This window comes from Microcoleus sp. K5-D4 (assembly GCF_036704575.1).
Taxonomy (GTDB): domain Bacteria; phylum Cyanobacteriota; class Cyanobacteriia; order Cyanobacteriales; family Microcoleaceae; genus Microcoleus.
In genome coordinates, this window is record NZ_JAUBSD010000091.1 from 1 (window position 1) to 13,036 (window position 13,036).

Sequence of the window (13,036 nt, forward strand, 5' to 3'; positions counted from 1 at the left end):
AGAGTCGAACTCATGCACTGGCTAATTTCATAAATTCCTTTTTTTGTCAACTCCTAATACTGAACCGACGCCCTAGGAAGACCCCCAGCAATCGTCAGTAAATCAAAAAAGAAGCAAGCCAAAGAAGATGAGAGGATTCGTCAGGCAATTGAGGGCAAATTTGGGCAAGGCAAACGAAGATTCGGCCTGAATCTGGTAATGACAAAACTTGACAATAGCTCGCAAACAGCCATTGCGATTACTTTTTTAGTAATGAACCTTTCTACCTGGTGGCGCCGGGTTTTTTGTTTGTTTTTATGCCGTTCGGGGAAAGCAATGCCTGTTTTTGGGTTTTATATAATCTACACTTATGTTTTACTCAAATTGAACCCGGAAAAACTCATATTTAACTCTGGTTGAATATATCGATCGCTTCTGTTATTGGTTTGCGATCGATTATTCAGCAAGCCCTAGGTAGTCGGTGGAATCTACTGTTGTGGTTCACATTGAGCGTGAAGAAAATGTCATTCGGATTATTTCAGCACGTAAAGCAACTCGTCAGGAGAGGGCAGAGTATGAAGGTTGAAGCATTAATGTCGAGTGTCAAATTATTTGTCCCCGTGGACAGGTTACTGCCCGTTTGACAAATAATTTGACACTCGACACCTGAAACTATTGATGTACAAAGCGTTAAGAGTAGTGCGGATAAAAGGACTTGAACCTTCACTCCTTTCGGAACCAGAACCTAAATCTGGCGCGTCTGCCAATTTCGCCATATCCGCATTTTGACATTTAAATACTATAGCACACAACAGAGCGATCGATCAATCGATTTTAGATTTTAGATTTTAGATTTTAGATTGAAGGAAGCGACCCACTGATAAATCCGCAGGGTGATGAGCAAATTGCTAGATCGCCCAACATCGAGAAACCCGGTCATTTTTGGACACCGGGTTCAATCATGAGTTATCGCCACAGCAATTTTCCGTAATTTTCACTTGTCACTTACTTTTGGCCGAGCGCCTTCCAGGTTGTTTCGTCCACCATGCCGTTAGCCATTAAACCCTTATACTCCTGAAATTTCTTGACAGCCGTAGCAGTGCGAGCGCCAAAAATGCCGTCGATGGGGCCCGGATCGTAACCCTGTATTTCCAAACGCACCTGTAACGTCTTCACCTTGGAACCGACAGCGCCTTTATTGAGAAGAGTTGGAGGATTGCCGGGAACCGCAGCATTGCTCAGAATAGGAGCATTGCTCTGCACAGTTTCAGAAGCTGATGCCGGATCTGCTGCTAAAGCTGTCCAAGTTTCTTTGTCCACAATGCCATCTGCGTTCAAACCTTTAGACTGCTGAAAGGCACGAACCGCCGATGTAGTGCGAGAGCCATAGGTACCGTCGATCGTCCCCACCTTGAAACTGTGCACCTGCAACCGTTGCTGTATGGCTGCAACTTCTGGCCCGTCAGCTCCCGCCGAGATAGTTTTTTCCTTTCTCACAGGCGGCTGCTCGCCCGCGTAAAAAGGCTTGTTAAACATATCTGCTTGGGACTTTCCGTCGGGCGATGCTGAGGCACCCGGATCGGCGGGAGCCGTAAAGTCTCTGCGGTACTGTTCCTGCACCAAGGGTTCGGAGTCAAAAGCAGCAATTGCCTTTCGGGTTAAGCCGGGAGCTAGCAGAGCGATCAAGCTGAAAATCGTAACAGTAGTCACACGCATAAATTTCATCCTGTTAGTGAGGTTTGACAAGGTATCGCTGTTTTCATGTTTCTAAATCTAATTGTATTACCCGGACTGCTTTCTGAGACATATAGCAAAAGGAAGAAGGAACAAGGCCATTTCACTTAGCGATCGGGTAACAAAAAGTCCGAGGGAAGGGGTAATAGACCGCATTGGTTTGAGCCATTAAGAAAGTTCTAAGCGTCTGGCGCGGTTGCTATATCTGCCCCGGTCTCTAGAATTTCAGCACTCGGGACACCAGCACTCACAAGTTACCTGTTAGAAGTAGGGGCCGGTTCGCACTATTCCTAATAAACCCGCTTGATTCCGAGATGTTTCCTTACCAAAGCTCATATTTTCGTATAAACCACGTCTTTTAGCCTCAGTCTTATGGTACAAAACCTGCCGTCATTCACAAATCTTTACAGGCGAATTTTCTACAAAGTTGATCTATGAAAAGCGAAGTTTTTTCCTTCAATCTCCCCGTAATATCAATTTCGGTTGTATGGGAATTATTAAACCCCTCTTGACGCAGAGGATACAGAGAAAGAAAAGAGAGAGAGGAAGAATTCCGATACCAAGGGATTTCATGTAAAAAGCAAAACTCGCGACTTATCGATTTGCGTGTTCTGCCAATAAAGCCTTTGCTCTTGGCTTGTAAATGAGATAAAACAGCGATTCTAGGTAGCGGAGCATATCTTCACGGTTTTCTTTGGACGAGTAGTTCCAAAAACCGTAAGTCCGCGCCAGCTTCAGCAGGCTGGTAGTATGAATTTTCCAGGTATACGTGCTGTAAACTCGGTCAATCCCTCGGGTTGAAATTTCATACCAATAGTTGGGATTGTGTTCGCATTTAGATAAAAAATCTAGAAGTTTTTCGGCAGTCTCCTGGTGGTGGGTCGGGTTGATATAAAACCCATTTACGCCATCTTGAATAATTTCCAGCGGACCGCCAAACTGCGTCCCGAAAGTGGGAATCCCGGTAATCATTGCTTCGAGAATTGTCAACCCGAAAGCTTCAAATAATGCTGGCTGAACAAATATACCTTGGGTGTCGGCGATTACCCGGTAGATTTCGCCAGACAGGCTTTTGGAAAGCCTCACTCCCAGCCAGCGAATTTTACCGTGAAGGTTGTATTGGTCGATAATTGCGTAGAGCTTTTTAATTTCTTCTGCTTCTTCGTAGTCGTCGGTTTCTTCGACCCGCAGCTTGCCAGCTACTAGAATTAAGTTGCATTTTTCTTGCAACTCCTGGCTTTTTCCGAACAATTCTGCTAAGCCTGTCAGGTTTTTAATGCGATCGAGCCTGGCCATCGAAAATAAAGGGCGCTTTTGCGGGTAGTCGAGTTTGCCAAAGACTTGTTCGGGGTCTTCTAGAGTAAACAGCAGTTCGTTGAGCCGATCGCGATCCTCTTGCACCCGGTCTTCTATCCGGGTATAGGGAAAATACACACTTTCGTTGACTCCCGGCGGCACGACGTTGAATTTAGGGCTGAACAGTTCAATCCCGTTCACAACGTGGTACAAATCCGGCATCGTAAAACAATGGTAAGATTCGTACTGACCGACACTATCGGGTTGGCCGACAATCTCTTGATAGGTGCTGGTGACAATACAATTAGCTGCATTCATGGCAATTATATCAGCCGTAAATTGCAGCGCAAAATGGTATTTTTCCTCGGATTCTTGCCAGTAGAGATTGCTTAAAAAATATTTAGATTTTTCCAGCGCATGGGCAATATTGCACTGAGTAGTTTTGAGTTTGCGAGACAGCAAAAACGCTACCAAGTTGCCGTCGGAATAGTTGCCGACAATTAAATCTGGTTTGCCCTGAAACTCAGCCAGCAGTTCTTTTTCTGCATCGATCGCGTAAGTTTCCAAATAAGGCCAAATCTCGAATCTAGAAATCCAATTTTGAGTCAGTTTGGGATTGAACTCCCGGAAGGGAACCCGCAAAATCCAAGCATTTTCTGTGCCGTGAACTTTTTCCAAACGTTCGTTGCAGCGCGTGCCGTCGCTGTTAGGAATTAACCGGGTGAGAATAATTACTTTAGGTTTGACTCCTAAACTATCGAGACCGGCAAGATGAATGTCTTCTTGCTGTTGTTTCTCTAAACTCTTCGCTTGATCGAGGACATAAACTACCTGACCTCCCGTATCCGGTCGCCCCAAAACTCCTTCTTGCCCGAACCAGCCGTGAGGAGAAACTAGGACGATGTTGAAAATCATCGGGATGCGAGAAATAAATGCTTCTAGGGTTTGCGGATCGGGGGCATCAATTAATTCGTCAAGAAGTCCTAGGGTTTCATGCACGCGGGCGGCGGTATTTCCCCAACCTGCCTCGAAACCCATCATTTGCAGAACTAATCGAAATCTCTCGTAGGGTTCTTCTTCAGAAAGTTCGCTGACAAAGGTGAGGGCTTTTTTGATTTGTTCGGAAAGTTGTTCTTGGGATTTTATGCGATCGTTAATTAGTAATTGTACGCCGTTGTAGCGGTGAATGCCCAAGAAATTAAATAGAGTTTCCTGCGATTGTCTGGGGTCTTGAAACAGTTTGCTGGAAAGGTATCGGTTGAGGAATTGCACTCCTTTGCCGATGTTTTTGGGGTCGCGAATTGTGGGGGAATAATCGTAAAAAGGGCCGAAATCTAGTTCGAGAATGCCGCCTTCTTGGGGGTGAAAGTGGTTGACGAAGCGATCGCGCACATCGAGCAATTCTTGCACTGTCATCTGCTCAACAGTCAAGTCGTCTGCAACTCGCACTATTTCCATTGTAGCAATTTTTGGCCGCAGCAAGACGCAAAGGCTGCCTTCTTCGAGAAGAATTTCCTGAACGTAGTAAATGAGTTTGCTTAAAAGAGAAGATTGATGGAACTGTTCGGGCTTTTCGTATTTGGTGCAGTAGGCGGCAAAAGCGTTAACTATGTCGTTTCGCAGTAAATATGTGTTACCCAAAGCGCGTAAATCGCTGAGAAACTGACGCAACTCGGTTTTTTCGTCGCTGGCGATAACAGTCTGAAAGAGTTCAGACATACATACTCCCTTATTTAAGACTTGGGATTTCCGCTGTGGAATTAGGCGATACTCAAACAGTATCGCCCTTTGTTTTAAGCGGCTACTTTTTTTGTAATGTTAAAGTCTGCAAAGTGAAGTTCCTATCCCTCAAATGACATAAAACTCCCCGTATTTGTGGCGAATGTAGCGGATAAAGGGATCGATAGTTAAAGGTGAACCTGTAACGCGATCGATCAATTCGACAGCGGTGTATTTGCGGCCGTGCTGGTAGATGTTTTGTTTTAGCCAGTCGTGGAGTACGGTAAAATTGCCCTGTTCTATTTCTACGGGAATTTCAGGATTGATTTTTACTGCTGTTTCGTAGAATTGGGCGCTCATCAAGTTGCCCAGGGTGTAACCTTGGAACATTCCGCCGATCGTACCAACATACCAGTGAACATCTTGCATCGCGCCTTCGCTGTCGGTAGCGGGGACAACGCCGAGGTCGGTTTTATAGCGTTCGTTCCAGGCTTCGGGGAGGTCTCGCACTGCTAGTTTTCCTTCTACCATGGCCAATTCTAGGTCAAAGCGGATGGCGACGTGGAGGTTGTAGGTTACTTCGTCGGCGTCGGTGCGGATGAGCGATCGCGAGACTTTGTTAATTGCCCGGTAAAATGCGTCAGTGGATACGTGTCCCAACTGTCGCAAAAATATGCCTTGGAGTTGCGGGTAGAAACATTCCCAAAAACCGCGGCTGCGCCCGACCAGATTTTCCCAAAGTCGCGATTGACTTTCGTGAACCCCGGAGGAAATGCCACCTGCCAGAAGCGTGCCTTCAAATTCCGGGGAATTTCCGAGTTCATAGAGGGCGTGTCCGGCTTCGTGGATGCTGCTGAAGAGTGCTTGATCCAAGTGGTCTTCATAGACGCGGGTGGTAATTCGCACGTCGTCTATGGAGAAGTTGGTCATGAACGGGTGCAGGGTGGTGTCTTGCCGTCCCCGCTGGAAGTCGTACCCCATGCGTTCTACGACTTTGCGAGTGAATTCTAGTTGCTGGGATTCTGGGAAGTTTTGGTGCAAGCAGGAGTCGTCGGCCGGTGGTTGGGAGGTGATGGCTTCAACTATCGGCACTAATTCTTGACGCAGTTGGGCGAAAAGCGGGCGCAGCAGGGATACTTTCATGCCGTAGTCGCTACGATCGATCAACGGATCGGCGATGTGTTCGTAGCCGGGGAAAAAGTCAGCGTATTGCCTGCTTAATTCTAGGGTTTTTTCGAGATACGGCTCGACGGCTGCGAAATTGTTGGCTGCCCTGGCAGCGGCCCAAGCTTCGTAGCAGTCGGCTTGGTGGCGGCAGAGTGCTGACATGAAGGTTGCGGGGACTCTGGCGGCGCGATCGTAGTCTCTGCGCGCTATGCGGATCAGGCTGGCTGCGGTGGAGTCGTAGGGGAGGGTTTGTTCGTAGAAACGCAAGTCTTCTAGGAGTTCACCTATTTTTGGATCTGTAAATTTTTCGTGGGATATTTGTTTGAGAGTAGCCAACTGGCGGCCTCTGGCACTTGCACCTTTGGGGGGCATATAAGTTGATTGATCCCAATGCAGCAGCGACGAGGCTGATTCGATGTCGTTAACTTCTCTGAGGTGGGCTGCCAGTTGAGCGAATTTTGCTTGAGTTTTGTCTAGGGTTTGCATGATTGGGGTTTATGGTGCTGTTTTGCCTACAAAGGTTGCAGTGCGGCATCCGTATCCATCAATCATAGCTACCCTGAAATCAAGCTAAAAACCGCACTTCTTCCCGTATTGTAAGCAATTTAGAGTCATTTTTGCACAATTTCCGGTATTTCTGGGGATTAAGTTCGATCGCCTTAGATAAGTTTTCGATCGCCAGCCGGATGCTGGTAGCTACAAGTTCCTGGCTGTTTGTGAGCTCGCCTGCTTGTTTTTCCAGGGCGTACACGCAAGCTTTTTGATAGTACAGGTTGGGGTCGTCGGGTTTGAGTGCGATGATTTTATCGTAGGAGGCGATCGCTTCGGTAAATCGTTGAATTTTTTTGAGGGCGACGGCGCGGTTGTACCAGGCTTCGGTGTTGTGTGGCTGCAACTCTAAGGTTTTGTCCCAAGAGGCTATTGCTTCTTCAAAGCGCTGTAAGTTGGCGAAGGCTAAGCCGCGGTTGTAAAAGGTTTCGCTGTCGTTGGGCTTGAGTGCGAGGGCTTTGTCCCAGGATGCGATCGCTTCTTCAAATTCTCCCATTTGTGCGATTGCCGTGCCGCGTTTGTTCCAGGCTTCGGCGGAATTCGGCCGCAGTTGCAGGGTTTTGTCGTAGGAGGCGACGGCTTCCGGGTAGAGTTTTTCATCGGCTAGGGCTAAGCCGCGGTTGTACCAGGCTTGATGCAAGTCTGGCTTGAGTTCGATCGCTTTGTCGAAGGAGGCGATCGCCGCTGTATTTTGGTCGGATTTTCTCAGAGCAAATGCTTTGTTATACCAAGCTTCGCAGTAGTCTGGTTTGATGGCTATGGCTTTGTCGTAGGAGTCGATCGCTTCTGATAATTTCTCTAAGCTGACGAGGGTGTTGCCGCGGTTCGTCCAAGCTTCGGGGTAGCTGGGATTGAGTTGGATCGCCTTTTCGTAGGATGCGATCGCTTCTGAGAGTCTGTTGAGCTTCCGCAAAACGTTTGCCCGATTATACCACGCTTCGGGATTGTTGGGTTTGATTTGTAGGGATTTGTTGTAGGCTGCGATCGCTTCTTCTAGCTGGCCCATTTTTTTGAGGGCTACGCCTTGGTTGTACCAGGCTTCATAAAATTTTGGTTCAAGTTCGATCGCTTCTTCCCAAGATTCGATCGCAGCTTGGAATCGTCCCATTGCTTCTAGGGCGTTGCCGCGATCGTACAATGTTTGAGCCTTTTGGGTGTTGACTGCTATGGATTTTTCCCCTGAGTCGATCGGCTTTTCTATGCTGGCTAATTTTTGCAAGGGGTTTCACCTCTTTATTTTCTGTCTAATTGATTCTTTTCTTTTTTATATGCGATCTTTTTCGCTTTTGAGTGCTTTCGATCGCGACTATTTGGTTATTTATGGCAATTTTACAGGAATTTGGGAGCTTTTTCAATTTTTTTCATTATAATTCTAGAGCTGGGATTTGTAGGTATAGATTAATACTATTTTTTATATGACTGCGTAGAAAAGAGGAAAGGGCGATCGTACTGAGGTGTGACAAACCTCACCCAATATCTAACAGGACTTACACATCCACCCTATTTGTAGTGCATTGCGGCCCTTATTACTACGGGTAGTGTAAAAATTTAAAAGTTGCGTAAGTCCTGATATAATTTTCACCTATCGGCGATCACTGACTTAGCAATTTGTAGAGCTTTTCAGCAATTTGAGCCTGTGTATCTGATGACAATTCACCTAACTCACGCTGAACAACCACTGTAGAAACAGTTACCAGTTGATGCAGCCTGATAGTAGATGGCACCCGCAGCCCTGAAGCCTGAAAGTCGAGATGAGAAGCATCTAATACGATATCTGTTTCCAGTAAATTTGTTGGCAAGCGACTTGTAATATAAGCAAGAATAACATGACGCCGCGCTCCCAAAGGGTTAGTCAAACAAGCTGCTGGACGTAGTTTGTTGGTCGATAAATCATCATAGGGAAACGGTAGTAGGAAAATCTTACCCTTGGTCATGGAATGGTTTACCGTCAGCTATGGTATAAATGTCTTCTTCGGGGTCTAGGATCGAACCAAAATGAGGCTCGATTGCTACTGTTTTAATCCATTCAGGGTCGTGGAATGGCACGCCATCAGCTAAAGTGTAGATATCTTCTGCTGAGTCTCTCAGAGAATCAAAAGCTGGATTGCGGGTCGCAGCTTTTAGCCATTCATATTCTTCTAGTTTTGCTTTGTTAATTAGGGCAGCTTCTAGGGCCTCCAGTCGCTTCAGGTCTGCATAAGTAATGATAGCAGCGATCGCCCTTCCTTCCTGTTCTATGACAATTCGTTCTCCAGTATCCTCGACATGGGCGATGAGTTCGGGAAATCTGTCATTTGTTAGATTGACATTTAGTTGAGTCATCTTTTACATCGCTATTAATTATCCTATTATATCGTGTCCATTAGCTTCGTTGAAAAGTGTTTTTGATGCTGTATGGGCGGGTTTTACCAATAATAATCGCCTCAAACCGACAATCTCATAAACCCGCCCCGCCCAAGGGCAAATCCCTATTCTTGAATCAAGGCTTGAAACCCAGTATGCGATCGAATCCTGTCAAAAACCGAGTCAGTTTTTGCCATTTCTCGGTATTCGTGAGGATTCAGATTGATGGCTTGCTGCAAATTCTGAATCGCTTGGTCAATCTGACTCTGTAACGCATAACAGCAAGCTTTATTATAAAATGCTTCGTGTAAATCTGGTTTGAATTCTAAGGATTTGTCGTAGGAGGCTATTGCTTCTTCCAATCTGCCTAAATTCCCCAGTGCAACGCCCCCATTGTACCAGGCTTCGTCATAATCTGGTTTGAATTCTAAGGCTTTGTCGTAGGAGGCTATTGCTTCTTCCAATCTGCCTAAATTATACATTGCAATACCCCGATTGTTCCAGGCTTCGTATGAATCTGGTTTGAATTCTAAGGCTTTGTCGTAGGAGGCGATGGCTGTTTCTAATCTGCCTAAATTATACAGTGTATTGCCCCGATTATACCAGGCTTCGTATGAATCTGGTTTGAATTCTAAGGCTTTGTCGAAGGAGGATGTCGCTGCTTCTAATCTGCCTAAATTACCCAGTCCAATTCCCCGATTGTACCAAGCTTCGTGGTAATCTGGTTTGATTTCTAAAGCTTTGTCGTAGGAGGCGAGCGCTGCTTCCAATCTTCCTAAATTACGCAGTGCAACGCCCCGATTGTACCAGGCTTCGTGGTAATCTGGTTTGATTTCTAAGGCTTTGTCATAGGAGGCGATGGCTGCTTTTAATAAGCCTAAATTACCCAGTGCAGCTCCTCGATTGTTCCAGGCTTCGTGTTTATTTGGTTTGATCTCTAAGGCTTTGTCGAAGGAGGCGATGGCTGCTTCTAATAAGCCTAAATTACCCAGTGCAGCTCCTCGATTGTTCCAGGCTTCGTATGAATCTGGTTTGAATTCTAAGGCTTTGTCGTAGGAGGCGATGGCTGCTTCTAATAAGCCTAAATTACCCAATGCAATACCCCGATTGTTCCAGGCTCCGTATGAATCTGGTTTGAATTCTAAGGCTTTGTCGTAGGAGGCTATTGCTTCTTCCCATCTTCCTAAATTACCCAGTGCAAGGCCCCGATTGTTCCAGGCTTCCTCATCATCGGGTTTGAATTCTAAGGCTTTGTCGTAGGAGGCGATGGCTGCTTCTAATCGTCCTAAATTACCCAGTGCATTGCCCCGATTGTTCCAGGCTTCGTGTAAATCCGGTTTGAATTCTAAGGCTTTGTCGTAGGAGGCTATTGCTTCTTCCCATCTTCCTAAATTATTCAGTGCATTGCCCCGATTGTACCAGGTCAAGTGAGCGTCTGGTTTCAATTCTAAGGCTTGGTCGAAGGATGCGACCGCCTTTGCAGATTCTTCAGCATAGCCATGTAATAAACCTTGTTCAAAAAACAATTCAGCTTTTTGTTCTGGTGTTTGCCCCTCCTCATCAATTAAAGATTGAATCCTCACCAATTCCCGTTTTCGTTCTTGGGAAGTCAAAGCTAGATAATCTTCTAAGTTCCCTCTTTCCCAACAAGCTTGCATTGATTCCAGTTGCAGCAGTTCTTTGTCCATCGACAACTTAAATAAACTCGATCGCCAATCAAAGAAATCCGGTGCCCGCTGAATAAAATAATCAATAGCAAACTTAGGCAACAGAAAAACAAAACAGATTTTAAAATTATCTCGAAATCGTTCTCGCTGCTGGTTTAAATTAATTAAAACAGGCGGCACACCCCGCCAACTGTAAGAGTAAATATCCTTGCTTTCCCAGCCGAGATCCTTTTTTTCTTGTTCGTATTCATAAAGTGAATATTCTAAACCTTGGACAAAGAGGACATTGATGCGATCGCGATTTGGCAACTTTTCAATTAGATTGTAAAAATCATAAACCGATTCGTTCAGCCGCAAAACCTCAATTTTTTGCTGCGGAATATCTCTTTTAACTCTAGCAATCCAGCGTTCTCCCTGCGCCGGCGAACACTCTACAAATAACAAGCTAAAGCCTTTTGTCCGCTTGATACTGCGTACCAGATCTCGATATTCTTCCTCCGGTTCTGCTGGTGGTAAATCTTCGTCCCAATCAATTGCTTCTGGTTTCATGACTGCATTAGTGCAATTGCTTCCTTAAATTGCGGAATGCCTTTAATTAGCGGGTGAACATCATACCAAGGCTGCATTTCTCCTTCATCGTCATAGTATCTGTATTCCAAAATACAGCGACTAAATAGCAAATTGCGGTGCTGTTCGTCATTCAGTATCCGACGAGAAAGAGATACTTTTGCTAAAATAGACCATTCATTTTGTCCGGCAGTTTTGCGGTAGACATCCCGCAGGTTCGTAATTGCCCTTTTCGCTGCTTTCGCAGTAATGGGCAAATTATCCGTCTTCTTGATAGCTTCTTGCATCATCAACATCAAATTCCTGACGTGACCTCCACTCATCAAACACAGCCCTTCTAGAGTTTCTGCGGCGTCAAAAAAATCTGTTTCTAAAGATAAATGCGGATCAACTTGTTTTACCCGCTTCTCAATCAACTCTTTCATTTTAGCAAGTCCCGGCGGGTGAACTTCACCGTCGGGTTTGCGTACCATAATCATCGGTAGCACTTGGGGAGGATTGCTATAATTATTGCTTAAATCGGCAGCGCGGTTAGAATGCACCATCGAAATCGGTACGGTGTAAACTACGTGACATTTTAAAGCTTTGAGTTGTTCGCTGCGGTCTAAGAAAATTTCATCGAGATTGCTGCGTCCCCCTGGGTCTTTGGAAAACGGCACAATCCGATCTAAATTATCAGCTATCACAACCAGTTTTGAATATTTGCTGGGCAATTTATTTTTAGCATTGACAATAAACTCATTCAACGCATCAATTAGCGTTAATGTGTAGGGATTAACTTTTTCTCGAATTTTTTGGCGCAAACTCGGTTCATTTCTCACATTTGCCGTCAGCTTGGCAAACTGAGAAATTTGCATCTCTAAGTTCAATGTTTCAAAAGATACTTCTGACAGGGCTAAATCTTTTAAATCGTTCCAGCGGCTTTCCATCCAATCGCGCAAAGGTTTTGGGTCAGCATCTTTAATTGCTTCTAAAAAGTGCCTGGTGCAAGCGAGCAAAATATCTGTATATTCTGTATCTTCGGGATTGATATCTTGTTCGTCAGCAGCGAAATAAACGACAAAATAACCTTGTTTTTTTAGATGATCCTCTAGGCGCAGCAATTCGGTTGACTTTCCCGCCCCCCGGTGTCCGGCGTATAACTGATACTGATAAGTCATCTGTTTGGAACGCTGAATGTTGCGGCCCAAGTCTAGGGTAATATTGTCATCTCCTCGCACTTCTTGACAGTCAACATATTGCGGGTCGCCTGCTGGTAATGGATAAAATGGGTTAAAGGCATCGGTGAGGTCTGTTAGTAGTTGTTCTGTATTTTGAGTCATAAATTTTTTTTAGTATTTTTTGGTTTTTTATAGGCTCAACCGCAGATTTAAGGCAGATGAAGACGGATAAACCCAGATAATTATAAGAAGAGCGATCGAATCTATGCAAAAGGCTGGGTGCACATGGCGCACCCAACAATCACTACTTTTAGGCTTGGTATTTTTTCAAAATTGCGACTTTTTCGGGGAAGATTTCGATCGCCATTTTGTCATCATAACGAGTCGCGAGCGATCGCCTCACCTCGCCCAAAAACAGCGGCTGCGACAGCCCCGGTTCAGGATGTACAACTGTACGAACCCGGATAGTCATGTAGTCTCTGCCCCGCCCAGAGCGCCCTGGAGAGTACAAATCCGCAGCAGCTTGCTGCATCGTTGCTTCTAATTCCGATTCCGTGATCGTAGGTGGCACAGTAACTACTGTTTGAGCGCCGCCAGTATCGTAAACTAAAGAATAGCGAACTGCACCGGGAATTTCTGTGCGGGAAAACAGTCCCAAACCCAGACCGAATATACTCGCAGCAATTACTCCAATAAAGCTTGTCACTCCTACCAATCGGAAGCGAAAACCCCATTTGAAGATAAATGCTATAACTGTTAAAATAGCTAAAGCTCCTGTCAGAATTCCAGCCCATTGGGCGTACATTAAAAGGTTAGAATTTACGCTCATTTGTCAATTTGGTAATTGGTCATTTG

The 13,036-nt window shown here is 45.5% G+C and carries 9 protein-coding genes, 1 tRNA gene and 1 pseudogene; 1 reads left to right on the forward strand and 10 read right to left on the reverse strand.

Annotated elements, in window-relative coordinates; translation table 11 throughout:
* Positions 1–72: 72 nt before the first annotated feature.
* A pseudogene (locus tag QUA77_RS23305) lies at positions 73–399 on the forward strand (transposase); the annotation flags it as partial.
* 280 nt (positions 400–679) lie between these two features.
* Here the strand turns inward: QUA77_RS23305 and QUA77_RS23310 are convergent.
* The 10 genes from QUA77_RS23310 to QUA77_RS23355 all read right to left on the reverse strand — a co-directional run bounded on the left by QUA77_RS23310 (position 680) and on the right by QUA77_RS23355 (position 13,010).
* A tRNA-Leu gene (locus QUA77_RS23310) sits at positions 680–761 on the reverse strand.
* Positions 762–984: 223 nt separating this feature from the next.
* Positions 985–1,695, reverse strand: a complete 711-nt coding sequence (locus QUA77_RS23315; protein WP_333452788.1) for a peptidoglycan-binding protein — start codon at positions 1,693–1,695, stop codon at positions 985–987.
* Positions 1,696–2,307: 612 nt separating this feature from the next.
* Positions 2,308–4,728, reverse strand: coding sequence for a sucrose synthase (locus QUA77_RS23320; RefSeq protein WP_333452790.1), 2,421 nt, complete (start codon positions 4,726–4,728; stop codon positions 2,308–2,310).
* A gap of 129 nt (positions 4,729–4,857) precedes the next feature.
* Positions 4,858–6,381, reverse strand: a complete 1,524-nt coding sequence (locus QUA77_RS23325; RefSeq protein ID WP_333452792.1) for a carboxypeptidase M32 — start codon at positions 6,379–6,381, stop codon at positions 4,858–4,860.
* Positions 6,382–6,460: 79 nt separating this feature from the next.
* Positions 6,461–7,663, reverse strand: coding sequence for a tetratricopeptide repeat protein (locus QUA77_RS23330; protein WP_333452794.1), 1,203 nt, complete (start codon positions 7,661–7,663; stop codon positions 6,461–6,463).
* A 373-nt stretch (positions 7,664–8,036) separates the two neighbouring features.
* The gene (locus tag QUA77_RS23335; protein WP_333452796.1) at positions 8,037–8,378 is read right to left on the reverse strand and encodes a type II toxin-antitoxin system PemK/MazF family toxin; all 342 of its coding nucleotides are present in this window, start codon (positions 8,376–8,378) and stop codon (positions 8,037–8,039) included.
* Positions 8,365–8,766: a type II toxin-antitoxin system Phd/YefM family antitoxin gene (locus tag QUA77_RS23340; RefSeq protein WP_333452798.1), complete on the reverse strand. Its 402-nt coding sequence runs from the start codon at positions 8,764–8,766 to the stop codon at positions 8,365–8,367. Before QUA77_RS23340 ends, QUA77_RS23335 begins: the two co-directional genes overlap by 14 nt.
* Positions 8,767–8,912: 146 nt before the next feature.
* A complete protein-coding gene (locus tag QUA77_RS23345) occupies positions 8,913–11,003 on the reverse strand; it encodes a tetratricopeptide repeat protein (protein ID WP_333452800.1) in 2,091 nt (696 codons plus the stop codon).
* Entirely contained in the window at positions 11,000–12,343 is a 1,344-nt protein-coding gene (locus QUA77_RS23350; RefSeq protein ID WP_333452802.1) for an ATP-binding protein, read from the reverse strand. The genes QUA77_RS23345 and QUA77_RS23350 overlap by 4 nt, the downstream gene beginning before the upstream one ends.
* Positions 12,344–12,491: 148 nt before the next feature.
* Complete coding sequence (locus QUA77_RS23355; protein WP_333452804.1) at positions 12,492–13,010, reverse strand: Ycf51 family protein; 519 nt, start codon at positions 13,008–13,010, stop codon at positions 12,492–12,494.
* Positions 13,011–13,036 lie beyond the last annotated feature (26 nt).

Bases quoted from the DNA above. Each gene is read 5' to 3' on its own strand.
- QUA77_RS23350 (WP_333452802.1), bottom strand. From the start codon at position 12,343: ATGACTCAAAATACAGAACAACTACTAACAGACCTCACCGATGCCTTT.
- QUA77_RS23355 (WP_333452804.1), bottom strand. From the start codon at position 13,010: ATGAGCGTAAATTCTAACCTTTTAATGTACGCCCAATGGGCTGGAATT.
- QUA77_RS23315 (WP_333452788.1), bottom strand. From the start codon at position 1,695: ATGCGTGTGACTACTGTTACGATTTTCAGCTTGATCGCTCTGCTAGCT.
- QUA77_RS23340 (WP_333452798.1), bottom strand. From the start codon at position 8,766: ATGACTCAACTAAATGTCAATCTAACAAATGACAGATTTCCCGAACTC.
- QUA77_RS23325 (WP_333452792.1), bottom strand. From the start codon at position 6,381: ATGCAAACCCTAGACAAAACTCAAGCAAAATTCGCTCAACTGGCAGCC.
- QUA77_RS23320 (WP_333452790.1), bottom strand. From the start codon at position 4,728: ATGTCTGAACTCTTTCAGACTGTTATCGCCAGCGACGAAAAAACCGAG.
- QUA77_RS23345 (WP_333452800.1), bottom strand. From the start codon at position 11,003: ATGAAACCAGAAGCAATTGATTGGGACGAAGATTTACCACCAGCAGAA.
- QUA77_RS23335 (WP_333452796.1), bottom strand. From the start codon at position 8,378: ATGACCAAGGGTAAGATTTTCCTACTACCGTTTCCCTATGATGATTTA.